Annotated in this window: 18 protein-coding genes; 9 read left to right on the top strand and 9 right to left on the bottom strand. The window is 63.1% G+C overall.

All coding sequences use genetic code 11. The features are described 5' to 3' along the window. Window positions 1-368 precede the first annotated feature (368 nt). The 6 genes from QCL51_RS01575 to QCL51_RS01550 all read left to right on the top strand — a co-directional run bounded on the left by QCL51_RS01575 (window position 369) and on the right by QCL51_RS01550 (window position 8,728). Complete coding sequence (locus tag QCL51_RS01575; RefSeq protein ID WP_010951704.1) at window positions 369-887, top strand: RNA polymerase sigma factor; 519 nt, start codon at window positions 369-371, stop codon at window positions 885-887. Beyond that, window positions 884-1,840 (top strand): FecR family protein, encoded by a 957-nt coding sequence (locus QCL51_RS01570; RefSeq protein ID WP_021782675.1) that lies wholly within the window; start codon window positions 884-886, stop codon window positions 1,838-1,840. The genes QCL51_RS01575 and QCL51_RS01570 overlap by 4 nt, the downstream gene beginning before the upstream one ends. A gap of 251 nt (window positions 1,841-2,091) precedes the next feature. After that, entirely contained in the window at window positions 2,092-4,524 is a 2,433-nt protein-coding gene (locus tag QCL51_RS01565) for a TonB-dependent siderophore receptor (protein WP_103463391.1), read from the top strand. A gap of 56 nt (window positions 4,525-4,580) precedes the next feature. Next, a complete protein-coding gene (locus QCL51_RS01560) occupies window positions 4,581-5,693 on the top strand; it encodes a PepSY-associated TM helix domain-containing protein (protein ID WP_028697302.1) in 1,113 nt (370 codons plus the stop codon). Next, complete coding sequence (locus QCL51_RS01555) at window positions 5,690-5,875, top strand: hypothetical protein (RefSeq protein ID WP_011953272.1); 186 nt, start codon at window positions 5,690-5,692, stop codon at window positions 5,873-5,875. The genes QCL51_RS01560 and QCL51_RS01555 overlap by 4 nt, the downstream gene beginning before the upstream one ends. Window positions 5,876-5,941: 66 nt before the next feature. Next, window positions 5,942-8,728 (top strand): DUF6543 domain-containing protein, encoded by a 2,787-nt coding sequence (locus QCL51_RS01550; RefSeq protein ID WP_319298818.1) that lies wholly within the window; start codon window positions 5,942-5,944, stop codon window positions 8,726-8,728. Window positions 8,729-8,746: 18 nt separating this feature from the next. Here the strand turns inward: QCL51_RS01550 and QCL51_RS01545 are convergent, their stop codons facing one another. The 8 genes from QCL51_RS01545 to glnE form a co-directional block, all read right to left on the bottom strand. Further along, window positions 8,747-10,189 carry a lipopolysaccharide kinase InaA family protein gene (locus tag QCL51_RS01545; protein WP_319298817.1) on the bottom strand — a complete coding sequence of 481 codons (1,443 nt, stop codon included), beginning with the start codon at window positions 10,187-10,189 and terminating at the stop codon, window positions 8,747-8,749. Beyond that, complete coding sequence (locus tag QCL51_RS01540) at window positions 10,189-10,941, bottom strand: lipopolysaccharide kinase InaA family protein (protein WP_021782670.1); 753 nt, start codon at window positions 10,939-10,941, stop codon at window positions 10,189-10,191. The genes QCL51_RS01545 and QCL51_RS01540 overlap by 1 nt, the downstream gene beginning before the upstream one ends. After that, on the bottom strand, window positions 10,938-11,672 hold the full coding sequence (locus tag QCL51_RS01535) for a lipopolysaccharide kinase InaA family protein (RefSeq protein WP_021782669.1): 735 nt from the start codon (window positions 11,670-11,672) through the stop codon (window positions 10,938-10,940). Before QCL51_RS01535 ends, QCL51_RS01540 begins: the two co-directional genes overlap by 4 nt. Further along, complete coding sequence (rfaP, locus tag QCL51_RS01530) at window positions 11,672-12,478, bottom strand: lipopolysaccharide core heptose(I) kinase RfaP (protein WP_103463394.1); 807 nt, start codon at window positions 12,476-12,478, stop codon at window positions 11,672-11,674. Before rfaP ends, QCL51_RS01535 begins: the two co-directional genes overlap by 1 nt. Then, the gene (locus QCL51_RS01525) at window positions 12,475-13,599 is read right to left on the bottom strand and encodes a glycosyltransferase family 4 protein (RefSeq protein ID WP_003255647.1); all 1,125 of its coding nucleotides are present in this window, start codon (window positions 13,597-13,599) and stop codon (window positions 12,475-12,477) included. Before QCL51_RS01525 ends, rfaP begins: the two co-directional genes overlap by 4 nt. Further along, entirely contained in the window at window positions 13,599-14,657 is a 1,059-nt protein-coding gene (waaC, locus tag QCL51_RS01520; RefSeq protein WP_003255648.1) for a lipopolysaccharide heptosyltransferase I, read from the bottom strand. Before waaC ends, QCL51_RS01525 begins: the two co-directional genes overlap by 1 nt. Then, entirely contained in the window at window positions 14,658-15,707 is a 1,050-nt protein-coding gene (gene waaF / locus QCL51_RS01515) for a lipopolysaccharide heptosyltransferase II (protein ID WP_021782668.1), read from the bottom strand. It abuts the gene before it with no gap. 202 nt (window positions 15,708-15,909) lie between these two features. Continuing rightward, window positions 15,910-18,843, bottom strand: a complete 2,934-nt coding sequence (gene glnE / locus QCL51_RS01510) for a bifunctional [glutamate--ammonia ligase]-adenylyl-L-tyrosine phosphorylase/[glutamate--ammonia-ligase] adenylyltransferase (RefSeq protein WP_338444570.1) — start codon at window positions 18,841-18,843, stop codon at window positions 15,910-15,912. Between the two features lie 383 nt (window positions 18,844-19,226). Here glnE and aceE point away from each other — a divergent pair, with 383 nt between their 5' ends. Both aceE and aceF read left to right on the top strand, forming a co-directional pair. After that, window positions 19,227-21,872 (top strand): pyruvate dehydrogenase (acetyl-transferring), homodimeric type, encoded by a 2,646-nt coding sequence (gene aceE, locus QCL51_RS01505; RefSeq protein WP_003255651.1) that lies wholly within the window; start codon window positions 19,227-19,229, stop codon window positions 21,870-21,872. 13 nt (window positions 21,873-21,885) lie between these two features. Continuing rightward, on the top strand, window positions 21,886-23,529 hold the full coding sequence (aceF, locus tag QCL51_RS01500; protein ID WP_021782666.1) for a dihydrolipoyllysine-residue acetyltransferase: 1,644 nt from the start codon (window positions 21,886-21,888) through the stop codon (window positions 23,527-23,529). A gap of 170 nt (window positions 23,530-23,699) precedes the next feature. Here the strand turns inward: aceF and QCL51_RS01495 are convergent, their stop codons facing one another. Continuing rightward, window positions 23,700-24,137 (bottom strand): hypothetical protein, encoded by a 438-nt coding sequence (locus tag QCL51_RS01495; protein WP_162149590.1) that lies wholly within the window; start codon window positions 24,135-24,137, stop codon window positions 23,700-23,702. On the opposite strand from QCL51_RS01495, the gene QCL51_RS01490 reads away from it, so the two are divergent. Beyond that, complete coding sequence (locus QCL51_RS01490; RefSeq protein ID WP_021782664.1) at window positions 24,037-26,727, top strand: GGDEF and EAL domain-containing protein; 2,691 nt, start codon at window positions 24,037-24,039, stop codon at window positions 26,725-26,727. The two genes, QCL51_RS01495 and QCL51_RS01490, sit on opposite strands and share 101 nt — an antisense overlap. Window positions 26,728-26,765: the final 38 nt, after the last annotated feature.

The following is a 26,765-nucleotide window of genomic DNA, read 5'->3' as shown; positions in this document are numbered from 1 at the left end:
GGCGGGATGTGCAGCGCCGCCCGCGCGGCGCGCATCGCGAGCTGCGCTCGCTCCTACGTTTGTTTCGGGCCAATCATTCCTGTGGGATATGCACGCGAACGCTTTGGCGCATGGCTCGATATCGCGTCGTACGAACAAGGCGATCGCGCGCGCCTGGCACAGGCGTTACTGGCCCGAAACAAACGTAGGAGCGAGCGCAGCTCGCGATGCGCGCCGCGCGGGCGGCGCTGGATCTCACTGGCGCCACACAACTCAAACCAAGCCCCATGATGGCAATCCGATAAGCGTCCATTGCACCACCCTCTCCCCTCTGCCACAATCGCGAATAATTATCGTTAGTTAATGCATTCGTTCCGGGGGGACGCTGCTTGTCTTCTGCACAGAGCCCACACGCCGATCTGGTCGGTGCGCTGTACCGCGACCACCGCGGCTGGCTGCTCGCCTGGCTGCAACGCAGCATGGCCTGCCGCCAACGTGCTGAAGACCTGAGCCAGGACACCTTCGTGCGCCTGCTCGGTCGTGAGCAACTGGACACACCCCGCGAACCCCGCGCGTTTCTGGCCGCCGTGGCCAAAGGGCTGATGTTCGACCACTTCCGCCGCGCCGCGCTGGAACAAGCCTACCTGGCCGAGCTGGCATTGATCCCTGAAGCCGAACAGCCCTCGCCAGAAATGCAGCACCTGATCCTTGAAGATCTCAAAGCCATCGACCGCCTGCTCGGCAAGCTGTCGAGCAAGGCTCGCGCGGCGTTTCTGCACAGCCGTCTGGACGGCATGGGCCATGCCGAGATTGCCGAGCGCCTTGGTGTTTCGGTATCACGGGTGCGCCAGTACATCGCCCAAGGCATGCGCCAGTGCTACGTAGCCCTGTACGGGGAGCCGACGTGAGCAACGTCCCAGTTTCGTCTCGGGTTCTGGAAGCCGCGATTGCCTGGAAACTCAGCCTCGGCGACAGCAGCGGCACGCCTGATGAACGCAATGAATTCATGCGCTGGCATGCCGCCAGCGAAGAGCACGCGCGTGCCTGGCGCCAGCTCGGCGCCATGGAACAGCGCGTTAGCGCGGCGGCTGGCCCGGCACGCCAGGCGCTGCTGCAATCGCGCGCCAGCCTGCGGCGGCGCATTGGCAAGGTTGGCGGCGGGCTGGCCGGCACGTTTCTGCTCGGGGCGCTGCTGGCATGGGTCGGCGCGCCGTCACTGGCACCCAGCTACTGGCTGGCCGACCAGCGCACCGCCACGGGTGAATTGCGTACCTTGCGCCTGGAAGACGGCACACTGCTCAGCCTGAACACCCACACCGCCGTGGACATCGACTATGCCGGCGCACAACGGGTGATCGTGCTGCACCAGGGCGAAATCTCGGTCGAAACCGGCCACCAGGACCCACGCCCGCTGCTGGTCCGCACTGAAGACGGTCGCTTGCGGCCACTGGGCACGCGCTTCCTGGTGCGCCGCGAAGTCGGCGGTACGCGCCTGGAAGTGCTGCAAGCCTCGGTCGCCGCCATGCCGCATGACAGCGGCGACGAACAGGTGCTGCACGAAGGCCAGCAAGTGTTGATGAACGCCAACGGCCTCGGCCAGGTTGGCACGGTGCCCGCCGGTGCCGGTGCCTGGACCCGCGGCATGCTGGTGGTCGACAACGTACGCCTGGCCGACCTGCTCGCCACATTGGGCCAGTACCGCAGCGGCTACCTCGGGGTGGATGCCAAGGTCGCCGACCTGCGCGTGACCGGTAGCTTCCCGCTGACCAACACCGACCTGGCGCTCGCCTCGCTGGTGCCGGCGTTGCCGGTGAAGATCGAGCGGCATACCCAGTGGTGGGTGAACGTCACTTCCAAATAGGCCGGGCCTGCTGGCCAATCTCCACCAGCCGTTCACCGCTGCCGCCGCCACCGTATTCGCGGGTAAACCCGCTCCTGCGCGGTGGTGGACACACATCGGGGTGGTCGTAGGAGCGGGTTCACCCGCGAAGTGGGCGGTGCTGGCAAAACCTCTTTTAAATAATTCTCAATATTTTTCAGATTCACCCTGTCACTTTTCAGATCTCGCTCGGCAAGGAAGCAGCAAGCACTTACCCGTCGAGGAACCGCCGCATGTCCCGTGCCGTTGATCATATCCTGCGCCCCAGCCTGGTGGCCCTGGCCATCGGCCTGGCTGCCCCGCTGACCAGCCCTGCCTTGTTCGCCGCCGAGCAATCCACGTCGCGCGCCTACAATCTGCCAAGCGCGCCACTGGCCACCACTCTCAACCAGATCGCCAGCCAGGCCAGCATTGCCTTGGCCATCGACCCGGCACTGGTCAGCGGCCGTACCTCGGCCCCGGTCAGCGGCCAATACGACGGCCTGGGCGCCCTGCAAGCCGCCCTGAGCGGTACCGGCCTGCAGTTGCAGCAAAGCAGTGCGGGCAGCTACAGCCTGGTGGCCGTGCCGGATGGCACCCTGGCCTTGCCGGAAACCACAGTCAATGCCACCAGCGCCAGCGAAAGCGCCTGGGGCCCGGTTGAAGGCTACGTGGCTTCACGCACCGCTGCTGGCACCAAGACTGACACGGCGCTTGTGGAAGTCCCCCGCTCCATCTCTGTTGCCACCCGCGAGCAAATGAAAGACCGCGGTGTACACAGCCTGGATGATGCAGTGCGTTACATGCCAGGTATCGTCTCCGCCAGCTTCGGCAGCGATACGCGCTATGACTGGATGCGCGTGCGCGGCTTCGAGCCAACGCAGTTCCTGGATGGGCTGCCGCTGCCACGCGGCGTGTATGCCAACCCGAAAGCCGAAACCTGGAACCTCGACCGCCTCGCCCTGCTGCGCGGCCCGGCCTCTTCGATCTACGGCCAGACCCCACCTGGTGGCCTGCTGGACATGGTCAGCCGCCGTCCGCAAGCCGAAAGCGCTCACGAAATCGAGCTTCAATACGGCAGCGACAACCATCGCCAGATCAACTTCGCCAGCACCGGCAAGATCGACGATGAAGGTCGCTTTCTCTATGGCGTCAGTGGCGTTATCCGTGACAGTGGCACCCAGATTGACCACATCGACAACAAGCGCTACAACATCGCCCCAAGCCTGACCTGGAACATTGACGAAGACACGACGCTGACCTTCCTCACCCAGTTCACCCGTGACGATACCGGTGCCACCAGCCAGTTCCGGCCCATCCAGGGCACCAAGATCGACATGCCATTCGGCAAGATCTCACACCACAAGAACCTGGGTGACCCGGATTACGAGTTCTACGACCGCACGTACTACGCGCTGGGTTACGCCTTCGAACACCGCATCAATGACGTCTGGCAGTTCCGCCAGAACCTGCGCTACACCAAGTCGGACCTGTCGTTCCAGACCATCACCCCTGGCAGTTACAACAAGAGCTCGCCGCCGGTGCAGGACGATGGCACTGTCAGCCGCATGTCCACCAACACTGATGAAGACATCAGCCAGTTTGCGGTGGACAACAACTTCCAGGCGGACTTCGCTACCGGGGACATCGACCACACGCTGTTGATCGGCCTGGACCACCAGCGCATCAACACCAACTACCTGTCGATCTTCGACTTCAACGTGCCGGACAGCAACGTCAACAACCCGGTCTACGGGCTGCCGATCACTCGCCCGGATCGCTCGACCGCGTTTTATGACTACAACCAGAAAACCCGTCAGACCGGCCTGTACGTGCAGGACCAGATGGCGCTTGGTAACTGGCGCCTGACCCTGGGCGGTCGTGAAGACTGGGTGCATACCGGCACCAAGTTCTTCAACCAGGGCGATGCCACCAATACCCAGCGGGACAAAAAGTTCAGCGGCAACGCAGCCATCAGCTACGTGTTCGACTCGGGCTTCGTGCCGTACCTGTCCTATGCCGAGTCTTTCCAGCCGTCCAGCAATGCCAGTGTGTCGGCCTCGGACTCGTTCAAGCCCACCGAAGGCAAACAGTGGGAGCTGGGCGTGAAGTATCAGCCGCCGGGGTCCAACACCCTGTTGTCGGCAGCCGTGTACGACCTGACTCAGAAAAATGTCTCGGTCACCAACACGGTCGGTGGTGTGACCATCACCAGCCAGACCGGTGAAGTGAAAGTCCGCGGCCTTGAGCTGGAAGCGGTTTCCGATGTGACCGACAACCTGAAGGTGATTGCCGCCTACACCCTGGCCAAGTCCGAGGTGCAGGATGGCGATTTCAAAGGTAACCGCCTGCAACTGATGCCTAACCAGCAAGCGTCCATCTGGGGCGACTATACCTGGCACTCGGGCGTGCTCGACGGCTTCGGCATCGGCCTGGGCGCGCGTTATACCGGTAATACCTACGGTGACCAAGGCAATACCTACCTGGGCAAGGCCAAGGCCTACACCGTCTTCGACGGGTCGGTGCATTACGACCTCGGTCGCCTGAACGGCAGCCTGAAGGGCGCGTCGGTAGCGGTCACCGCCACCAACCTGCTGAACAAGGATTACCTCTCTACTTGTGACGCGTACTACTGCTACTACGGCGATGAGCGCAGCGTTGTCGCCAGCGCCACTTACAAGTTCTGAGTGAGCTGGGGCCGCCTTGCGGCCCCGGGTTCCAACCGACAACAATCGGTACCGTGATGAAAAGCCCCACCATCCGCCGCTGGTCCTTGATCCACACCTGGAGCAGCCTGGTCTGTACCCTGTTTCTGCTGTTGCTGGCAGTCACCGGCCTGCCGCTGATCTTCCACCACGAACTCGAACACCTGCTAGGCGACGCCCCTGAACTGCGTGAAATGCCGGCAGGCACCCCGCACCTCGACCTGCAGCAACTGGTGCTCAAGGCCGAACAACATCGCCCCGGCGAGGTCATGCAGTACTTCGGCTACGATGAAGACGAACCCAACGGCGTGGTCGCCATTACCGCCGCCACCGCCGGCACCGACCCCAACCTGTCGCACACCTTCATGCTCGATGCTCGCACCGGCGAGGCGGTGGCCATGCCGGCTGCCAACGGCGGTTTCATGATGGTGATGCTGCGCCTGCATGTGGACATGTTCGCAGGCTTGCCGGGCAAACTGCTGCTGGCCTTCATGGGCGTATTGTTCATTGTCGCCATCGTCTCCGGCACCGTGCTCTATGCACCATTCATGCGCCGCCTGGAGTTCGGCACCGTACGCCACAAAAAATCCCGCCGCCTGCGCTGGCTCGACCTGCACAACCTGATCGGCGTGGTCACCCTGGCCTGGGCATTGACGGTAAGCGTGACCGGGGTAATCAGCGCCCTGTCCGACCTGGTCATCGCGGCCTGGCGCAACGACAGCCTGGCTGCGATGGTTGCCCCCTACCGCGACGCCCCGCCGCTCGTCGAGCGCGCCCCAGCCACTCGCCTGCTGGACATTGCCGAACAGGCCGCGCCGGGCATGCGCCCGGACTTCATCGCGTTTCCAGGCACGCGTTTCTCCAGCGAGCACCACTATGCGGTGTTCATGAACGGTGCCACTCACCTGAGTTCGCACCTGTTCACGCCGGTACTGATCGATGCTCGCACCCTTGCAGTGACTGCGGTAGGCGACCGTCCCTGGTACATGGATGCCATGGGCCTGTCGCAGCCACTGCATTTCGGCGATTACGGCGGGCGACCGATGCAGATCCTCTGGGCGTTACTGGACGTGCTGACAATCATCGTGCTCGGTAGCGGCCTCTACCTGTGGTGGGGCAAGCTGCGCAAACCCAGGGAGGCGCGCGCATGAGCCACAGGTCGCAAGCCACTGCACGCCTCTTCGCCTGGCCAGCGTTGATTGCCCTGCTTGGCTTCCTGGGCCTGTTCGCTGCGCTGCTCGGCGACGGTGGCTGGGACGTTCTGGCATGGGCCGGCCTGGGCCTGCCGGCCCTGCTGAGCCTGCGCGGGCTGCTCTGGCGTCGGGGGCGCTAGCCCGCTACCACCACGCAACCGCAGCTATTGCCAAGCATGGGGTTTCCTCAACCAAGGATCCGCCCCATGCGCCCCCTCGAACAACTGGAACAGATCGACCGACAGATCGGTGACCTGCTCGACGGCCTCCCGACCCTCGACCTTCAACACCCCATCAACCCCGACACGCGCACCTGGCTGCACGGCGAACTGGCCAGCTTCTGGACCACGGCCGATGAGCAAGGCGAAACCCCCAGACAAAAACTGCTGGCACTGCGCAAGGCGCTGATGCTGACCGAGGTTGAGTTGCGCCTGGGCGACCAGACCTTGGCCAACGGGTCGGCCGAGCAACTGCGGGCCTGCCTGGAACAACCGCTACCCTCGCAGCGCAGGCATCTTCCACTGGCCAGCAGGCCACAGGTGTATCGCGTGCTGCTGGAAGGCATAAGACCCAACTGGCGCAGCTACCTGCCAGGCACACTGATCATCGTTGCCGGTACCACCGAAGGCCCTATGCTCACGCCTCAGGATGCCGCAGGCGCTGCCTTGCTGTGCAGCCTGTCACAAGGCATCGAGGCCTTCGACTCCCTTGCCGCACTGCACCTGGAGCTTTGCGAGCGTCTGGAAGACCCACTCCAGAGCAGACCGCTGCTGCATCTGTACACTGACACGCAAGCGGACCGCGCTCGCCGGTCGCAGCGCCTGCGCTATGACTGGTACGCCGACAGCCTGCTGGAGGCCCAGATCGACAGCGTTGTAGAAGCCCAACGCCAACGCCTGAGTGACACCGGCTTGTGGAGCAACGACTCACCCGACCAGCACACCCGAATACATAAAGCGCTGGCGCTATGGCACGAAGTCGGCGCCAAACCCATCCTGCAAACACGCTACTCCCAATTGCTTGAGAAGAACCTGCCCAACTGGCTGCGCAATACACCTGCGCAAGGCCTGAGCCATATGATGCAGGCAATGCAAACGCTGGTAGCAATCGCCGAGCAGGCTGCTGCCCCGGGAGTACTGAGCCTTAACGACTTCAAACAACGCAATAGCCTGCTGGCCTGGGCCAACGCACGCCTTCGCGAGCGCCTGAGCCATGACCTGGGGTACGACACAGATCCTCGCGAGATCAAAATCATCGTCGTGCGCGCCCGCCGCACGGGCGCCATCATGCATCCCTTCGCCCTCTCGTCCTATGTCACCTATGTAGGCATGCGACGCGTGGGCCACGAGATGGTGGAAATGGTCGAGGAAATCAACACGCTCGAAGAGATCGCCCTCAAGAACTTGCCGTGGTTCGACACCGACTACTGGCTGACTGCCCGGGTGATCCACGCCCACGACAAAGCCATGCCCGCCGGGCTCACGCCGCAGTATGTCAAGCACATGGTCCGGGAACTGAACGTGGGTGACAGCTACGCAAAGTACCTGCACACCCAACTGATCAGTTCCAGAGCGGGCAAATGGCGCCTGACTGCGCACAGCAAGGTCAACCGTGCACGCATGCACGCTGAAGCAGTCAAGGCGCGCTACGCCGGGCACTTTGGCGAAGACCCTTTCGAACATGGTTACAACTGGGTGCGCGCAGTGCTGGACCAACCACACAATGCCTTGCGCGCGCCGGTAGCAGGCTACCCGGTCACTGTTCGGCAGCTGAACATCATGGGTCATACCTTGCAGGGCGTGCTTCTGCTCAACAGCATCCCTTACAAGTCTCCGGCATGCGTGCTGTACACCCCGGATGCCCCGGACCGCAGGGCCTGGCGCCGGTTTCGCACGACCCGCGAACTGCTTCGCACATTGCGCCAACAGCCCACGTTGAGAGCATACGTAGCCCAGCGCCTGCCATTGCTGCCTGCCGCCACGGTGCAGCGGTTGCTGGACAAGGGGCGCCTGAGCACGCATTTGACCACGCCCGAGGTCAAAGACGACCTTTTCTTCGACTACTACATGGCCGAGGCCCGGGCGCTGATCGCCCAGGCCGATGCCGACAGCATGACGACCAGCGAAGTGAATGCGGAGTCGGTCATGGCGTTGAGCTGGCGCTTGCTGGACTTCATCAGCCTGCTGCTGCCGAACCGTGCGCTGCTGGTGCTGTCGATCGGCCGCATGGCAATCGATATCTGGGACGGCGCCGAGGCCTTCAAGCAAGAGGATGTCGAAGGGGTGATGCGGCATGCCTATCAGGCGCTTAGCCACCTCAACGATGCCGGTACCAGCTTTCTGGGTTCCAGAGTGCTACGCCGATCCCTGCGCGGGATCCCCAAACAACCGCCACTGCCGCTGCCCGCACGCCTCCAGGTACAACCGGGCAGCAGCAGCCTGCGCTATCGCATAGACGGTATCTACGGTGAAGGTGTCTACGAGCAAAGCTCGGCGTTTGGTGGGCAATCGCTGTACTTCGTCAAGGACAACGACAACCGCTATTACCGGGTCAGCTTCGACGGCTACCGCTGGCGAGCCATTGACCCTGACCAGCCAGATGCCTATCTGCAGCAACCGCTCAAGCGCAAAGCCGACGGGCAGTGGGTCATCGACTCACCGGTGCTCTGGTACGACGGGCTGCCCGACCTGAAGCAATTACTGCAGGACTGCTATCTACAAACGCCTGTGGCCGGCCTGCCGGTAAACACCGAACAAGGGCTTTTTCAGGCTGACGATCAGCTGTACCTGGCGCTCAAGGACGGGCAGTTGCCTGTGCGCCGCCACTTGCTGCCGGATCATTACCACTTGCAGATTGCCGTTGCCAGCAACGCCGGTGTGGTGCCGTGGGCGGTGCTGCGCCACGAAAACGGCCAGTGGCTGATACGCGTTCGCCAGGCAGGGCGCAGCAGTGACTGGCTGACACTGCCAGATCAACCACCGCCGGCCCACTGACAGCCGGAACCGGCGGCCTCAGTCGACCAGTTTTGGCAACAGCCGGTCCAGCCGCTGATACAAGGCACTGCCATTGGGCCAGTTGCGCAGCAGCCGTGCCCGGTCACGGGCATAGGCCGGTGCGAAGCTGAGCTGGGTGGCATGCTGGCACATGGCATCAAGGTCGATCAGCGACCACTGGCCGTTGTGCCAGAACAGGTTATGGCCTTTGAAGTCGCCGTGGCTGATGCGCTCGCGAATCAGTTGCTGCATCACGTGCACCAAGGCATCCACCTGCTCCTCGGGCGCATCGCCGCTTTCGACGTAGGGCGCGAAGCATGCCGTCAGGTCCGGGCCGTCGACATACTCGGTGACCAGGTAGGCACGGCTGCGCAGGCCCAGCACCCGCTGTTCCAGCACCGCGAGGGGGCGTGGCGTGGCGATGTCGAGGAACTCCAGGCGGTGGCCTTCAATCCAGGAATGCCAGGCCCGGCTCGGGCGCCAGAAGCGCTTGAACCAATGCGCGGTGTTCTTGATGTTGTAGCGCTTGATCACCAACTGGCGACCATTGACCTCGATGCGCGCCACGCTGGCAGCGCCACCGGTCTTGTACAAATGGCCCTTGTCGATCAGCGTATCGGCCTGCTCCAGTACAGGCTGCATGGCCTCGACCTCACTGCGGCGGATCGCTTGCAAGCCCGAGAGGGTGCGCTGGACGCTGAACAGGCTGCACTCGCGGCCAGCCTTGTCCAGATAGTCCTTCTGGCGCCAGTTGCGCACCTTGTCCACCTGCTTCTGCAGGGCTTCCAGCGGCAACGCATGCTCGGCGTTGGCCAACAGGTAATGTACCAGCAGCTCTTCTATGAACGGCTCCAGGCGCTTGGGCAACTGGGCGAAGAATACCCCGAGGTTTTCCAGCACGCGTGGACGCGACAACTGCTGACCGGGTGTTTCCGCCCTTATGCCCGCACCATCGATCAGATACAGCTTGCCGGCATGGCGCAGCAGGTTGTCCAGGTGCAGGTCTTCCTGCCAAAGGCCTTGGGCGTGCATGTGCGCCACAGCCGTGAGCGCTTCGCCCAGTACCAGGTGCTGCTCGTCCGCCAACACTGGCAGGTTTTCCACTGCGGCCCAGGCATCGGCCAGGCTTTGGGCACCATCAAGGAACTCGAACAGCAGCCAGCCGCCCTCGCCTTCCTTGAGGCCGTCGGCCAGTAGCTTCGGCGTGGTCAGGCCTTGTTCGGCCAGCAATTTCACACCCTGCAGTTCGCGCTGGAAATGCCGTGCGGCGTTACCACCGACCAGCAACTTTGCCAGCACCGGTGTACCACGCCAGACACCAGCGCCCACATAACGCTGGCCCGGCAACACGCGCAGCAGGCTGAGCAATTGCAAGTCGGCGCTGCCGGCGGCATCAACCAACGTGATGCTCAGGGGCAGCGATGGGCTGCGCCCGGCATCCTTCAATTCAGACAAACGCATCAGCGGGCCTCTTTTTCACGACGGCGTTGCGTCAACCGTTGCAGCCAGGTATCGACCAGCGCGCCGTCGGCGGGCTGCCCCAGGTAGGTAGCCAGCAAAGTACGTACATCCTGCACGCTCCACGCCTGGGCGCGGCGCAGCAGTGGCTCCAGGTCCTTGAGACGGTCACGCATGCCGAGCAACAGGGGACGGGTCTTTTCCAGGTCGATCAGTTGCGCATCCCAGCCGTCGCGCCGTTGGCGCAAGAAAATGTGCTTGGGGTAGAAGCAGCCATGCACCTGCCCGGCACTGTGCAGGGTACGCGCCAGCTGGCCGCAGGCCTGCAGGATGCCGGTGCGCTCGGCCTCACCCAACCGCGGCCATTGCGCCAGCAGGCTTTCGAGGTCGGCCCATTCGTCCAGAGCGCGGGTCATCAGGATGGCCCGGTGCTTGCCACCCTGCTTGCGCTCGCCATAGAACACCGCCTGCAATGCCGGAATGCGCAGCTTCTGGTAGCGACTGATGTTGCGGAATTCGCGGGCGAAGGTGGGCTCGCCGAACGGCCGGTGCAAGGTCCGGGTCAGGTAGTCGCTCTGGCGCTTGAGGTAGTAGCCCTTGCCTTCGAGTTCCAGACGGAAGACGCTGCTCCAGCCACCGCGACCGGTGTTGGGTTCGTCCACTGCATCAAGTTGCAGCGCCCACAGCGCCTCGAAATCGTCCAGGCCATGGCGCTTGAGCAGCGCGAGGTCCGCGCTGGCCAGGTAATCGGTCATTCCCTTCCCTCGAAAAAGCCCAGTACCCGACGAATGCGCTTCTTGTCACGCACATTCAGCCGGTCACGGCCACGGTATTGCAGGTAGAAGCGCAGGCGCTGGGTAGCTGACAGGTGGTATTTGGCCACTTTGTCCAGGCATGCCAGGTCTTTGATCATCCGGTGGCGCCACATGAATCCGCGCCAGAAGTCGCCGGTGGGGCAGTCGATGAAGAATAGCGTGCCCTGGTCATCGACCAGCAGGTTGCGCCACTTCAAATCGTTATGGGCGAAGCGGTGCTCGTGCATGACCCGGGTATGGCGCGCCAGTTGACGGCTGATATGGTCGACCCAGGTGCGGTCGGCCAAGCGCGGATCGTTTTGTTCGGCCAGGGCCGACAGGTCTTCGGTGCGCGGCAGTTCACGGGTGATCATCGCGCCACGGCCAAAGGCCAGGCCGTTGCGCTCCAGGCCCCAGGCCACTACTTCGGCGGTGGGGATACCCCATTTTGCGAATTGCTTGAGGTTTTGCCATTCGGCCTTGATGCGTGGCCGCCCCAGGTACCGTCGCATGTGCTTGCCGGCCCCGGTGTAGCGCTTGACGTAGTAGTTGATCCCGTCACGTTCGATGCGTACCACCTCACTGAGCGGGTCGCGGGTCAGGCGTTCGCCCTGGAGGGCAAATACCGCATCAAGGCTGCCGAAGTCCGCCGCCAGGTGTTCGTAACCCGGCGCCAGTGTCCAACTCGCCATCAGAGTGCATCCCCATAGCGTTGCTTGCGATCGTAGAGTTTCTGAGCCTTGCGCTCCAACCAGGCGAGCAGCGCGGCTTCGTCCTTCAGCACCTGCCGCAGCGGACGCTGGAAGTAACCGCGCAGGAAGCGCAGCTTGTCGCGTTGGGTCAGCCCAATGTCCAGGGCCGAAAAGTACAGCGCAGCCAGGTCCTTGTCGCGCCAGCGGCGGCTGATTCTGGCACGGGTTTGCGCGCGGTGCAGGTCGATCACCGACAGTTTGAAGTCATCTGCCGTCACCGGTCGGTCGGTGTGCAGCAGAAAATGGCAGATGTAGCAATCGCGGTGGTTGACCCCGGCGCGGTGCATCCCGCCAGTCATCTTCGCCACCTCGGCGATCAGTGCACGCTTCAGGCGCGGCTCAGGCGGCTGCTTGACCCAGTCGATGCTGAAGTCTTCCAGGCTGATGGTCGGCGCCAGCTCTTCAGTGATGATGAACGAGTGCTGCGCGGCCGGGTTGCTGCCGCGCTCGCCATAGGCGACTGCGGTCATGGTAGGCACACCCACCTCATGCAGGCGCTGGATGGCCTGCCACTCCTGGCCGGCACCGAGCACCGGCAGCTTGGCGGTGAACAGGTTCTTGAAGATCTCGCCCCAGCCGATGCCACGGTGGATCTTGACGAAAAAGCCCTCGCCAGCCACTTCGGTGCGCAGCGTGCGGCGCCCTTCCAGCTCGCGATAGACCTCGCCTTGCAGCGCCTCCACGGCGTCGAAGGCATCACGCCCGGCCCACAGGCGTTTGAAGGGTTCGGCCAATATCAGCTTCATGCGGTTTTTTGCCCCAGGATCACGTCGGCAGCATGCTGCGGCATGCTGTACAGATCGGCGCTATCAGCAAATGCCAGGCCATTGCGCGACCAGCTGGCACGCGCCTGCGGGTCTTCGAGCATGCGCTGCAGATAGCCGTTGAGCTGATCTTGTTCGAACGGCTCGTCCAGCACCAGGCCGCTGTCGGCCTCGGCAATGTAGTGGGCATAACCGCACACCTTGGACACCAGCACCGGCAAGCCGGCGACCAACGCTTCGAGCAGCACCGTACCGGTATTCTCGTTGTACGCCGGGTGAATCAGCAGGTCGGCGCCCAGCAGGAAGCGCGGGATGTCGCTACGGCCCTTGAGGAACTGCACCTGGTCGCCCAGACCCAGGGTAGCGCTTTGCAGCTGGAATACCTTGGGGTCGTCCTGGCCGATCACCATCAGCCTGGTGCGTTTGCGCAGGGCTGACGGCAGCGCGGCCAGTGCCTTGAGGCTGCGGTCCACGCCTTTGGTCTTGAAGCCTGAGCCAATCTGCACCAGCAGCAGGTCGTCATCCCCAAGATTGAATTCCTTGCGGAACTCGGCGCGGATCTCGGCGGCATTGGCCGGCGCACGGCGATCCTGGGAAATACCTGGCGGCAGCAGGTGGAAGCGTTCTACCGGGGTGCCGTAATGCTTGATGAACAGCGGCTGCTGCACTTCGGAAATCATCAGCACTTCGGTATGGGCGTCCTTGGCAAACACCGCACGCTCGTACTCGGCAAAGTGCCGGTAGCGGCCCCAGCGGCGGTACAGGCCACCGCGCAGGGTCTGCGCCTTGTCCTCGAAGCAGCCGTCGGCGGCGTAGTACACGTCCAGCCCCGGCATCTTGTTGAAGCCGATCAGGCGGTCGACCGGGCGCTTGGCCAGGTCGGCGGCCATCCAGGCGCTGAGCTTCTCGTTGCGGCGGTGGTTGAAGATCGCCTTCACCGGCGCCACCAGCACTTCGAAGCCCGGCGGAATGTCACCCTCCCAGATCAGCGTATACACACGGATCTGGTGGCCCCGCTTCTGGCATTCCAGGGCAATGCGCATGAAATCGCGCTGCAGCCCGCCGAAGGGGAAATATTTGTAAAGCACGAAAGCCAGTTGCATCAACGGACATCCTCAGCCAGCAGCAACGCGCTCAAGCGGCTCGCCACATGCTCGGGATTCAGGCGAGTGAAGCACAGTGGCCACTCGCGTTTCAGATCGAACCGGGCCAGGTCATCGGCGCTCGGTTTGTAGGTGCACTTCTTCTGCAGGCAGGGAGCGCAAGGCCAGTCACTGGCCTGGTGAATCTGGGTCCGTCCGTAGGCGCCGGTCAGGCCCGGGTTGGTAGGGCCAAACAGCGAAAGGGTAGGCACATCGAGTGCCGCCGCCAGGTGGCCAAGGCCGGTATCGACCGCCACGCAGGCCTTTGCCGCCGCCAGAACACGAGCGACGCCGGCAAGGTTCAATTTGGGGAGCACCTGACAGTTGTTCAAGCCTTGGGCAATTCGCTCGGCCCGCGCCTTCTCAGCCGGATTACCCCAAGGCAGGCGCACTTCCAGCTTGCGCCGGCCCATGCGCTCGGCCAGTTCGCGCCAGTAGGCTTCGGGCCAATGCTTGGTCGCCCAGGTGGTGCCATGCAGGAACACCACATAGGGCGCAGCCGGGGGCAGTTGCAGGCGGTCGAGGTCCAGGCCGTAGTTGCCGATGCCTTCTGGCAGGTCATAGGCCAGGGCCATGGCAAACAGTTGGCGTACCCGCTCCACCGCGTGCTGGCCGGTAGCAACCGACAGAGGCCGGTCGTAGAAGCGGCTGGCCCAGCCTTCGCGCGCCGAGTAGCGGTCCAGGCCGGCTACGGGTGCCTTCACGTAACGGGTCAACCAGGCCGACTTGACCAGGCCCTGGGCGTCGATCACAAGGTCGTACTTGCGCTCGCGCACGCGCTGCTTGAACGCCTTCCACTCGCCACTCTTGATGGTTTGCCAGAGGTTCTTGCGCCAGCGACGGATCGCCACCGGGATGACCTGGTCGACCGCGGGGTGCCAACTGGGGATTTCGGCGAAGCCTTCTTCTACCACCCAATCGAAACGGATGCCGGGAATGGCATGGGCGGCATCGGTAAGCGCCGGCAGGGTGTGGATGACATCCCCCAGCGACGAGGTCTTGATGATCAGTACCCGCACTTAGTCGACCTCGGCCACGGTATCAATCAGGTCCGGTCCGCTGAGGCTGTGCAGGGCGGCGATCACTTTGCCCGGTTCCAGCAGCCGCAGGCAATTGTAATGGCCGAAGCGACAAGTGCGGTCAAAGCACGGGCTGCACTCGATACCGGTGCGCACCACTTCCACCTGTTCGGCCAGCGGCGGGGTGAAGCCGGGTGAAGTCGAGCCGTACACCGCCACCAATGGACGGTTCAGCGCCGCGGCCACGTGCATCAGGCCGGAGTCGTTGGACACCACTGCATGGGCGCAGGACATCAGGTCGATGGCCTCGGCCAGCGAGGTCTCACCGGCCAGGTTGTACGACTCTTCACGGATCCCCGGAATCAGCCGGTCGCGGATCTGCTCACCGACCGGGTGATCGTTCTTCGAGCCGAACAGCCACACTTGCCAGCCTTGGCGAATCATCGCATCGGCCACAGCGGCATAGTGCTCTGCCGGCCAGCGCTTGGCTTCGCCAAACTCGGCGCCAGGGCACAGCGCCAGTACCGGACGATCCAGTTCCAGACCAAACTTAGCCAGGGCGGCGTCACGGCTTTGCGCTTCGATCTGCAGGTTGGGGCGCGGGTATGGCTGCGGCAGCTCGGCGCCGGGTGCGTAAGCCAGGGCCATGAAGCGCTCGATCATCAGCGGGTAGCGGGCCTTGTCCAGCTTGCGCACATCGTTCAGCAGGCCGAAGCGCATTTCACCACGCCAGCCGGTGCGTTTTGGAATGCCTGCAAAAAAGGGCACCAGCGCCGACTTGAGCGAGTTGGGCAGGAGGATGGCCTGGTCGTACTGGCCGGCCAGGGACTTGCCGATGCGCCGCCGCGTGGCCAGCTCCAGCGCACCGTGGCCGAGCGGGAAGCTCAAGGCCTGACGCACTTCAGGCATGCGTTCGAGGATCGGCCGGCTCCATTCAGGAGCCAGCACGTCGATCACGCAGTCGGGGTGCTGCTGTTTCAGGCACTGGAACAGGGTTTGCGCCATCACCATGTCGCCGACCCAGCTGGGGCCAATGATCAGTATTCTCATGCTTAGTCCAGAAACGCTCGGGGAGGCTACAGGCTGCGGTACAGCCTGGCCTCCCCTCTTTATATTCAGGCTATGTGGCGGACAGTGTACCACTCACATGGCCTATTCGCGGGCAAGCCCGCTGCCACAGGGATTGCACACTGCTCAGGGCCTGCGCAGTACCTGTGGGTGCGGGCTTGCCCACGAATAAGCCAACACGGTATCAGCTTAAACCCAACTCACCCCAGATCCGCCGCACTTCACGGCGTTCATCGGCAAACTGTGCCGCATCGATCACCCCGGCCTGCTTCTGCAGCGCCTGGCGGTGGGAGGCCGAGCGGAACGCCTTGTACACTTCACGCAACAGCACCGCGTCACTGGCCGGCATCAAGTTCGCCTGCTCCAGCTCTTCCAGAATGCGGATGTTATCGGTCCATCGAAGTATGGCCGGATGGTCATGGGACCAGGCCAAAGCGGCGTATTGCACCATAAATTCGATATCGACGATACCGCCGGCATCCTGCTTGATATCGAAGGGTACACCGGCGTCGAAGGCGTTCGCCGCGGTACCGGCAGCCGTAGCCTTGGTACCGAGGTTGTCACGCATCTTGGCGCGCATTTCACTCACCTCGTCGCGCAGTTTTTCCAGGTCGCGCGCCTGGCCCAGAACCTTGGCGCGCACACCTTCGAACGCCGCACCCACCTGCTTGCAACCCACCAGCACGCGGGCTCGCACCAGCGCCTGGTGTTCCCAGGTCCAGGCTTCGTTCTGCTGGTAGCGCTCGAAGGCGCCCAGCGAGCTGACCAGCAGGCCCGAGGCGCCGGACGGGCGCAGGCGCATATCCACGTCGTACAGTTGGCCCGAGTTGGTCTGGGTGGTCAGCAAGTGGATGATGCGCTGCCCCAGACGCGTGAAGAACTGCGCACTGTCGATAGGCTTCGCACCGTCGGTTTCCGCCTGCGGATCGCCATCATGGATGAAGACCAGGTCCAGGTCCGAACCGTGGCCTAGCTCCAGGCCGCCCATCTTGCCGTAACCGATGATGATGAAACCTGGGTCGCACAGGCTGCCGTCGCTGCGCTTGGGTTGGCCGTGGCGGGCCACGGTCTGGCGCCAGGCCAGGGCCAGCACCTGGTCGAGGATGGCTTCAGCCAGCCAGGTCAGGTAATCGCTGACTTTCATCAACGGCAGATTGCCGCTGATTTCCGAGGCAGCCACGCGCAGGCTGTGGGCCAGCTTGAAATGGCGCAGCGCCTCCATCTGCTGCTCCAGGTCGTCCTCGGGGATGCGCGTCAGGCGCTCGCGCAGCTCGCTGGCCAGTTCTGGCGCCAAGGGCGGGCTGAACAAGCGGCCCTCATTGAGCAGTTCGTCGAGCAGCAACGGGTAAAGGGCAATCTGCTCGGCAATCCACGGGCTGGCGGCGCACAGCGTCAGCAAACGGCGCAAGGCACCGGGGTTTTCGGTCAGCAGTACCAGGTAGGCAGAACGCCTTGCCACAGCCTCGACCAATGGCAGCACCCGCTCAAGCACCAGGTCAGGGTTGTCATGCTCCACCGCCTGGGCCAGCAGCCGTGGGATGAATGCGTCAAGTCGCTCACGGCCGATGCGCTGCATCGAGCGCAACTGCGGGCTGGAACGCAGCCCGGCCAGGCGCCTCAAGGCTTCGGCGGGTTGCTTGAAGCCAGCCTCTTGCAATTGCCGGCCAGCGGCTTCTTCATCCTGCGCCTGCTCCCACAACGGCGACCACTCGCCACCCACCACCAGTTCGCCTTCACCGTCTTCATCATCCGGGTCGGCAATGACCTGGCGGAAATGCCAGTCTATGCGGCCACGCCAGTACATCAACTGGTCATGGAAGCTCTGCCAGTCGGCAAAGCCGAGCATGTAGGCCACTCGTGCCTGATCGGTTTCACCTTCCGGCAACATTTGCGTCTGGCGGTCGGCGATGGCCTGGATGGCGTGCTCGGTATAGCGCAGGAACTCATAGCCCTCGCGCAGCTCGACCACCACCGCCGGCGGCAGGTAGCCTTGGCCTTCCAGGGTGGCCAGCACCTTGAGCAACGGCCGCTGCTGCAGGCTGAGGTCACGCCCGCCGTGGATCAGCTGGAAGGCCTGGGCGATGAACTCCACTTCGCGAATACCACCGGCACCCAGCTTGATGTTCTCGGCCATGCCCTTGCGCCGCACTTCCTGTTGGATCAGCTGCTTCATGGTGCGCAACGCTTCGATTGCGGAAAAATCCAGGTAGCGGCGGTACACGAACGGGCGCAGCATTTCCTGCAACTGCGCGCCGGCCGCCTGATCGCCGGCCACCACTCGCGCCTTGATCATCGCGTAACGTTCCCAATCGCGGCCCTGGTCCTGGTAGTACTGCTCCAGTGCATTGAAGCTGAGCACCAGGGCACCCGCCGAACCATAGGGACGCAGGCGCATGTCAACGCGGAACACAAAGCCGTCGACAGTAACCGGGTCCAGCGCCTTGATCAGCCTTTGGCCCAGGCGCGTGAAGAACTCCTGGTTGTCCAGCGAGCGCTTCACCCCTTCGGTTTCACCGCCCTCGGGGAAACCGAAGATCAGGTCGATGTCCGACGACAGGTTAAGCTCTACCGCTCCCAGCTTGCCCATGCCCAGCACCACCATGTGCTGCGGCTGGCCGCTGCGGTTGCCGATGGGCGTCCCGAATTGCTGGCAATGGCGCGGGTACAGCCATTGGTAGGCTTCGTCGATGGCCGCATCGGCAAGGTCCGACAGGTCCCGGCAGGTTTCGCCAAGTTCCGCCTGACGGGTAATGTCGCGCCAGATAATGCGCAACTGCTGGCGGTTGCGCGCGCGGCGCAGATTGCGCGCCAGTTCGTCCTCGCTCTGTGCTGCCTGGGCCGTTGCGGCGATTTGCCCGCGCAGCTCACCCGGGGCGTAACGCCGCTCCAGCTCGCCACTGGCCAGCAGGGCAAACAGCATGGCGGGCTCGCGCTGGGCCAGGCTGAGCACGAATTCACTGGCAGCAGCCACTTGGTCGAACTGCTGCCGGTGCAGGGGGCTCCAGGCCTGCAGGTCGAGTTCGGGGTGGCCGGCCACGGCATCGCTGATGAACTGCTGGTTGCGAGTGACCAGCGGCTGCAAGGTGGCAGGCAGATCGGAGGGCAAAGGTAGGCGCATGGTCTATCCTTGATCGGCGTGAAATAGAGGGGAGAAAGCGGCCAAGGGGAAGCCGGACCACGGTTGGACTGTCGTACAAAAGTTGGAAATAGCTGAAAAAAACGAAATTTTGGCAACAAACATCAAGAACCACCCGTTCGCGACACAATGCCAACCAACATGAACGTTTTTCCTCACAAGCCAAGGTGCGACCAAACGTCGCACAAATGTAGTTTTACTACTACTCGTGTCGTGTAAAAGCATGAAATGCGAAAGCAAATGTAGTAAAACTACAACGCGCCGGAAGACACCCCGGTAATCCAAGAATTCACGACGTCTGCCCATAAGGCCAGTCGCAATCTCAGGCAATCGATTCTGGTTGCCTTTCCGCCCTGGAGCAAGCCATGCAAGACCTCGATCCAATCGAAACCCAGGAATGGCTGGATGCCCTGGAGTCGGTCCTCGACAAAGAAGGCGAAGACCGCGCTCATTACCTGATGACCCGTATGGGCGAGCTGGCCACCCGTAGTGGCTCCCAGCTGCCGTATGCGATCACCACGCCATACCGCAACACCATCCCTGTCACCCACGAAGCACGCATGCCTGGCGACCTGTTCATGGAACGCCGCATTCGCTCGATGGTGCGTTGGAACGCGCTGGCCATGGTCATGCGTACCAACCTGAAAGACTCGGACCTGGGCGGACACATCTCTAGCTTCGCCTCCAGTGCCACCCTGTACGACATCGGCTTCAACTACTTCTTCCAGGCCCCTACCGAAGAACACGGCGGCGACCTGGTCTTCTTCCAGGGCCACGCTTCGCCTGGCGTCTACGCCCGTGCCTTCATGGAAGGCCGTATCAGCGAAGACCAGATGAACAACTTCCGTCAGGAAGTGGACGGCAACGGCCTGTCTTCGTACCCGCACCCATGGTTGATGCCTGACTTCTGGCAGTTCCCGACCGTTTCGATGGGTCTGGGCCCAATCCAGGCGATCTACCAGGCACGCTTCATGAAGTACCTGGAAGCCCGTGGCTTCATCCCGGCCGGCAAGCAGAAGGTCTGGTGCTTCATGGGCGACGGTGAGTGCGACGAGCCGGAATCCCTGGGTGCAATCGCCCTGGCCGGCCGCGAGAAGCTGGACAACCTGATCTTCGTCATCAACTGCAACCTGCAGCGCCTCGACGGCCCGGTTCGCGGCAACGGCAAGATCATCCAGGAACTCGAAGGCGTGTTCCGTGGCGGTGGCTGGAACGTCAACAAAGTCGTCTGGGGCCGTTTCTGGGACCCACTGCTGGCGAAGGACACCAACGGTGCCCTGCAGCGCCGCATGGACGAAGTCATCGACGGCGAATACCAGAACTACAAAGCCAAAGACGGCGCGTACGTTCGCGAGCACTTCTTCAACACCCCGGAACTCAAGGCCATGGTCGAAGACCTGTCCGACGAAGAGATCTGGAAGCTCAACCGTGGCGGTCACGACCCGTACAAGGTCTACGCGGCGTATCACCAGGCTGTGAACCACAAAGAGCAGCCGACCGTCATCCTGGCCAAGACCATCAAGGGTTACGGCACCGGTGCTGGCGAAGCCAAGAACACCGCGCACAACACCAAGAAGGTCGACGTCGACAGCCTGCGTCACTTCCGTGACCGCTTCGACATCCCGGTCAAGGATGCCGACCTGGAGAACCTGCCGTTCTTCAAGCCGGAAGAAGGTTCTGCCGAAGCCAAGTACCTGGCCGAGCGCCGCGCAGCCCTGGGTGGCTTCGTACCGCAGCGCCGTGCCAAGAGCTTCAGCGTGCCGACCCCGCCACTGGAAACGCTGAAAGCGATCCTGGACGGCTCGGGCGACCGCGAAATCTCCACCACCATGGCCTTCGTGCGTATTCTGGCGCAGCTGGTCAAGGACAAGGACATTGGCCAGCGCATCGTTCCGATCATCCCGGACGAAGCCCGTACCTTCGGTATGGAAGGCATGTTCCGCCAGTTGGGCATCTACTCGTCGGTCGGCCAGCTCTACGAGCCAGTCGATAAAGACCAGGTGATGTTCTACCGCGAAGACAAGAAGGGCCAGATCCTCGAGGAAGGCATCAACGAAGCCGGCGCCATGTCGTCGTTCATCGCTGCCGGTACCTCGTACAGCTGCCACAACCAGCCGATGCTGCCGTTCTACATCTTCTACTCGATGTTCGGTTTCCAGCGTATTGGCGACCTGGCCTGGGCCGCTGGCGACAGCCGCACCCGTGGTTTCCTGATCGGCGGTACCGCCGGCCGTACCACCCTCAACGGTGAAGGCCTGCAGCACGAAGACGGTCACAGCCACATGATGGCGGGCACCATCCCGAACTGCCGCACCTACGATCCGACCTACGGCTACGAGCTGGCGGTGATCATCCAGGACGGCATGAAGAAGATGACCGAAGAGCAACAGGACATCTTCTACTACATCACCGTGATGAACGAATCCTACCAGCAGCCAGCCATGCCGGCCGGTGTCGAGGAAGGCATCATCAAGGGCATGTACCTGCTGGAAGAGGACACCCGCGAAGCCGCACACCACGTACAGCTGATGGGCTCCGGCACCATCCTGCGCGAAGTCCGCGAAGCCGCGAAGATCCTGCGTGAAGAGTTCAACGTCGGTGCCGACGTGTGGAGCGTCACCAGCTTCAACGAACTGCGTCGCGACGGCCTGGCCGTGGAACGCGCCAACCGCCTGAAGCCTGGCCAGAAGCCACAGCAGACCTACGTCGAGCAGTGCCTGAACGGTCGCAAAGGCCCGGTCATCGCCTCTACCGACTACATGAAGCTGTTCGCCGAGCAGATTCGCCAGTGGGTACCGAGCAAAGAGTTCAAAGTCCTGGGTACCGACGGTTACGGTCGCAGCGACAGCCGCAAGAAGCTGCGTCACTTCTTCGAAGTCGACCGCCACTTCGTGGTGCTGGCTGCCCTGGAAGCCCTGGCTGACCGTGGCGAGATCGAACCCAAGGTTGTTGCAGACGCTATCGTCAAGTTCGGTATCGACCCGGACAAGCGCAACCCACTGGACTGCTGAGGAGTATTTTTAAGTGAGCGAACTCATTCGCGTACCTGACATCGGCAGCGGTGAAGGTGAAATCATCGAGCTGTTCGTCAAGGTCGGTGACCGTATCGAGGCTGACCAGAGCCTGCTGACCCTGGAGTCCGACAAGGCCTCCATGGAAATCCCGGCGCCCAAGGCCGGCGTCATCAAGGAGCTGAAGGTCAAGCTGGGCGACCGCCTGAAAGAAGGCGACGAGCTGCTGGTCCTGGAAGCCGAGGGCGCCGCTGCTGCGGCCCCTGAGGCGCCGGCTGCTGCCGCTCCTGCTCAGGCAGCTGCGCCGGCTCCGGCCGCCGAAGCCGCCCCTGCTCCGGCTGCAGCTCCGGCTGCTGCCAGCGTGCAGGACATCCACGTGCCGGACATCGGTTCGTCGGGCAAAGCCAAGATCATCGAAGTGCTGGTCAAAGTCGGCGACACCGTCGAAGCTGACCAGTCGCTGATTACCCTGGAGTCCGACAAGGCCTCCATGGAAATCCCGTCGCCGGCTGCTGGCGTGGTTGAAGAAGTTCTGTGCAAGCTGGAAGACGAAGTCGGCACTGGCGACCTGATCTTCAAGCTCAAGGTTGCTGGCGCTGCGCCTGCTGCAGCGGCTCCAGCTGCTGCTGCCCCGGCCAAGGCTGAGGCTGAGGCTGCTCCGGCTGCCGCACCCGCTCCAGCTGCTGCCCCGGCCGCTGCCGCTGCACCGGTTGCTACCGCACCGGCCGCTGGCAGCAATGCCAAGGTTCACGCTGGCCCGGCGGTTCGCCAGCTGGCCCGTGAATTTGGTGTCGACCTGGGCGCTGTTGCCGCCACCGGTCCGCATGGCCGCATCCTGAAAGAAGACGTGCAGGTATACGTCAAGGCGATGATGCAGAAGGCCAAGGAAGCCCCGGCCGCCGCTGGCGCAACCGGCGGCGCCGGCATCCCGCCGATCCCTGCCGTGGACTTCAGCAAGTTCGGTGAAGTGGAAGAAGTGGCCCTGACCCGCCTGATGCAGGTCGGTGCTGCCAACCTGCACCGCAGCTGGTTGAACGTGCCGCACGTCACCCAGTTCGACTCCGCTGACATCACCGAGCTGGAAGCCTTCCGCGTTGCGCAGAAGGCCGTGGCCGAGAAGGCTGGGGTGAAGCTGACCGTGCTGCCACTGCTGCTCAAGGCCTGCGCCTTCCTGCTCAAGGAACTGCCGGACTTCAACAGCTCGCTGGCGCCAAGCGGCAAGGCCATCATCCGCAAGAAGTATGTGCACATCGGCTTCGCCGTGGACACTCCGGACGGCCTGCTGGTCCCTGTGATCAAGAACGTCGACCAGAAGAGCCTGCTGCAACTGGCTGCCGAAGCCGCTGCACTGGCTGAGAAGGCGCGCACCAAGAAGCTGTCGGCCGACGAGATGCAAGGCGCTTGCTTCACCATCTCCAGCCTCGGCCACATTGGCGGCACCGGCTTCACGCCGATCGTCAATGCGCCGGAAGTGGCTATTCTGGGCGTCTCCAAGGCGACCATGCAGCCAGTCTGGGATGGCAAGGCTTTCCAGCCAAAGCTGATGCTGCCGCTGTCGCTGTCCTACGATCACCGTGTGATCAACGGCGCTGCCGCCGCGCGCTTCACCAAGCGCCTGGGCGACGTGCTGGGCGATATCCGCACCATGCTGCTGTAAGGCAGCACACTGCCCCTCCTTGCGAGGGGCAGTTCCCTTTTCGAGCTGCCACGCTCGTACCTCAACCCCGTCGATTGGCGGGGCTTTTTTTGTCCGCCGATAGGGTTTTGCCGCCTGGGAGACCGAGCGCCGCCCGCGCGGCGCATCGCGAGCTACGCTCGCTCCTACGTTTATTTCGGGCCAATTTTCCTGTGGGACTTGCGCGCGATCGCCTTGATACATGGCGCGATATAGCGTCGTACTAACACGGCGGTCGCGTGCGCCTGCCACAGGCTGTACTGGCCCGAAACAAACGTAGGAGCGAGCGTAGCTCGCGATGCGCCGCGCGGGCGGCGCTCGATCTCCCAGGCGGCAAAAATCCCAAGGCGATCTAAGTTTTCCGCCCCACCCGCCGATAACCTGTCCACAGCATCAAGCATGGCCGCTTGCCAGCCCTCGGGACATGATGCAACCTTGCCAAATTCGCCGCAGCCAAAAGGCAGCGTTCCCTCTTCAAGCGAGTCTTCGATGAAAAGCCAACCCGATGCCGCCAGCCGTGTGGCGGCCGAGGTCGTGACGCAATTACCCGTGCCCTCGCGGCTCGGCATGTTGCGTTTCGAACGGCTCAACGAAGCCACCTGGGCCATGCTCTACCTTGACCCGGCCTGTGAGCGCCAGTTCGGCATGCAACCCGGCGAGCTGTGCGCCCTGATTGACGCGCCCTACGCCAGCCTGATGGAACCCGAAGCACGCTACCGGCTGCACGACGAAATCCAGTTGCAACTGGCCCAGCGCGGCTACTACCGCGTGCGCTACACCCTGCACACGCCGAACACCTCGCTGCGCCTGCTGGAGGCGGGTGAAGCCTACAAGCAACACAACCGCCAACTGTTGCGCGGCTACCTGAGCGTGCTCGACGATCAGCAGGAAGATAGCGGCGAACTTGGCGCCAGCGACCTGGAGTCACGCAACAACCGCCTGCAGCTGGCCCTGCAACAGAACCAGCGTACGCAGCAAGAACAGCTGGAGCACCTGGAGCGCGTACGCGGCCAGCAGGACCTTATCCTGCGCCTTGCCCGCCAGCGTTACAGCGCGGGCAACTCGCTGTTCGAAGCGGCCCAGCTGATTACCCAGAGCGCCTGCGAAATCTACAAGGTCGACAGCGCCAGCATCTGGCACCTGGAAGACCAACGCCTGGAACCGATCATCGCCTGGTACCGCGACGCGCAAGAGCACCGCCAGCCCGAAGCTATCGATGCCAGCCGCTTCCCGGACTACCTGGATGCACTGCACGCAAGCCGCGCCATCGACGCTCACAACGCCGGCCACGACCCGCGCACCCGCGCCCTGGCGCAAAGCATGCGCCCGGAAAACAAGGCCATGCTCGACGCCAGCATCCGTGTCGATGGCCAGGTGATTGGCGTGTTGTGCCTGGAGCAAACCGGCCAGCCACGGGCCTGGCAGTCGGACGAGATTGCCTTTGCCGGCGAGCTGGCCGACCAGTTTGCCCAAGTGATCACAAACCACAAACGGCGTGCCGCGGCCAGCGCCCTGCACCTGTTCCAGCGTGCGGTCGAGCAGAGCGCCAGCGCCTTCCTGCTGGTGAATCGCGACGGCCGGGTGGAGTACGTCAACCCCAGCTTCACCGCCATCACCCAGTACAGTACCGACGAAGTGCAGGGCCGTCAGCTGGGTGAGCTACCGGCACTGGAGAACCTCAGCGAACTGCTGTTCGACTCGCCGTCGAGCCTGGCCATGGGCAACAGTTGGCAGGGCGAGTTCAAGAGCCGGCGCAAGAACCTGGAGCCGTACTGGGGCCAGTTGTCGATCTCCAAGGTATACGGTGACAACCGTGAGCTGACCCACTACATCGGCATCTACGAAGACGTCACCCAGACCAAGCTGGCCCAGCAACGCATCGAACGCCTGGCTTACACCGACAACCTCACCAACCTGGGCAACCGCCCGGCGTTCATCCGCAGCCTGGACGAGCGCTTCGCCCGCGATGGCGAAAGCTCGATGTGCCTGCTGCTGGTGGACATCGACAACTTCAAGCGCATCAACGACAGCCTTGGCCACCAGACCGGCGATAAGCTGCTGATCAGCCTGGCCAGGCGTCTACGCAACAGCCTGCACAGCGGTGGCATCCTGGCGCGCTTTGCCAGTAACGAGTTCGCCGTGCTGCTCGACGACACCAGCCTTGAAGATGGCCAAGGCGTTGCCCAGCAGTTGCTGTGTACCCTCGACAAGCCGATGTTCGTCGACAACCAGCTGATCAACGTCACCGCCTCGGTAGGCCTGGCCTGTGCACCGTTGCACGGCGTCGACCCGGCCAGCCTGATGAAGAATGCCGGCCTTGCATTGCACAAGGCCAAGGCCAACGGTAAACACCAGGTACAGGTGTTTACCGAAGTGCTCAATGCCGAAGCCAGCTACAAGCTGTTCGTCGAGAACAACCTGCGCCGTGCCCTGACCCAGAACGAACTGGAAGTGTTCTACCAGCCCAAGCTGTGCCTGCGCAGCGGTCGCCTGCTGGGCCTGGAAGCGCTGCTGCGCTGGAACCACCCCGAACGCGGCATGATCCGCCCGGACCAGTTCATCAGCGTGGCCGAGGAAACCGGCCTGATCATCCCTATCGGCAAATGGGTGGTGCGCCAGGCGTGCTGCATGAGCCAGCAACTGCGCAAGGCCGGCCTGGGCAACCTGCATGTAGCCATCAACCTGTCGCCCAAACAGTTCTCCGACCCGGACCTGGTAGCGTCGATCAGCACCATCCTCAAGGAAGAAGCCCTGCCCCCGCACCTGCTCGAGCTGGAGTTGACCGAAGGCCTGCTGCTGGAAGCCAGCGAAGACACCCACCGCCAGCTCGACGAGCTGAAGGCCCTGGGCCTGACCTTGGCCATGGACGACTTCGGCACCGGTTACTCGTCGCTGAGCTACCTGAAGAAGTTTCCGATCGACATCCTCAAGATCGATCGCAGCTTCATCAACGAGATCCCCGACAACCAGGACGACATGGAAATCACCTCGGCGGTGGTGGCCATGGCCCACAACCTGAAGCTGAAGGTGGTGGCCGAAGGGATCGAGACGCCGGAGCAACTGGCGTTCCTGCGCCGCCACCGCTGCGACGTGGGCCAGGGCTACCTGTTCGACCGACCGATTCCCGGGCGCGAACTGGCCGAGCGGCTGAAGCGCTATCCGCGTGGCCCGGTGGCCTGACAGCTGCGTAATCCTCGGGCACTATAGAAGCCATTCGG

Source organism: Pseudomonas sp. LTR0 (assembly GCF_036630035.1).
GTDB lineage: Bacteria > Pseudomonadota > Gammaproteobacteria > Pseudomonadales > Pseudomonadaceae > Aquipseudomonas > Aquipseudomonas putida_Y.
The sequence above is the reverse complement of the archived record's forward strand: the minus strand, read 5'-3'. Positions and strand labels throughout refer to the sequence as shown.

Coding starts and splice junctions, on each gene's coding strand:
- QCL51_RS01525 (WP_003255647.1), bottom strand. CDS start 13,599: ATGCAACTGGCTTTCGTGCTTTACAAATATTTCCCCTTCGGCGGGCTG.
- QCL51_RS01490 (WP_021782664.1), top strand. CDS start 24,037: ATGAAAAGCCAACCCGATGCCGCCAGCCGTGTGGCGGCCGAGGTCGTG.
- QCL51_RS01545 (WP_319298817.1), bottom strand. CDS start 10,189: ATGCGTTTGTCTGAATTGAAGGATGCCGGGCGCAGCCCATCGCTGCCC.
- QCL51_RS01565 (WP_103463391.1), top strand. CDS start 2,092: ATGTCCCGTGCCGTTGATCATATCCTGCGCCCCAGCCTGGTGGCCCTG.
- QCL51_RS01540 (WP_021782670.1), bottom strand. CDS start 10,941: ATGACCGATTACCTGGCCAGCGCGGACCTCGCGCTGCTCAAGCGCCAT.
- waaF (WP_021782668.1), bottom strand. CDS start 15,707: ATGAGAATACTGATCATTGGCCCCAGCTGGGTCGGCGACATGGTGATG.
- QCL51_RS01555 (WP_011953272.1), top strand. CDS start 5,690: ATGAGCCACAGGTCGCAAGCCACTGCACGCCTCTTCGCCTGGCCAGCG.
- QCL51_RS01560 (WP_028697302.1), top strand. CDS start 4,581: ATGAAAAGCCCCACCATCCGCCGCTGGTCCTTGATCCACACCTGGAGC.
- QCL51_RS01535 (WP_021782669.1), bottom strand. CDS start 11,672: ATGGCGAGTTGGACACTGGCGCCGGGTTACGAACACCTGGCGGCGGAC.
- aceE (WP_003255651.1), top strand. CDS start 19,227: ATGCAAGACCTCGATCCAATCGAAACCCAGGAATGGCTGGATGCCCTG.
- QCL51_RS01550 (WP_319298818.1), top strand. CDS start 5,942: ATGCGCCCCCTCGAACAACTGGAACAGATCGACCGACAGATCGGTGAC.
- glnE (WP_338444570.1), bottom strand. CDS start 18,843: ATGCGCCTACCTTTGCCCTCCGATCTGCCTGCCACCTTGCAGCCGCTG.
- rfaP (WP_103463394.1), bottom strand. CDS start 12,478: ATGAAGCTGATATTGGCCGAACCCTTCAAACGCCTGTGGGCCGGGCGT.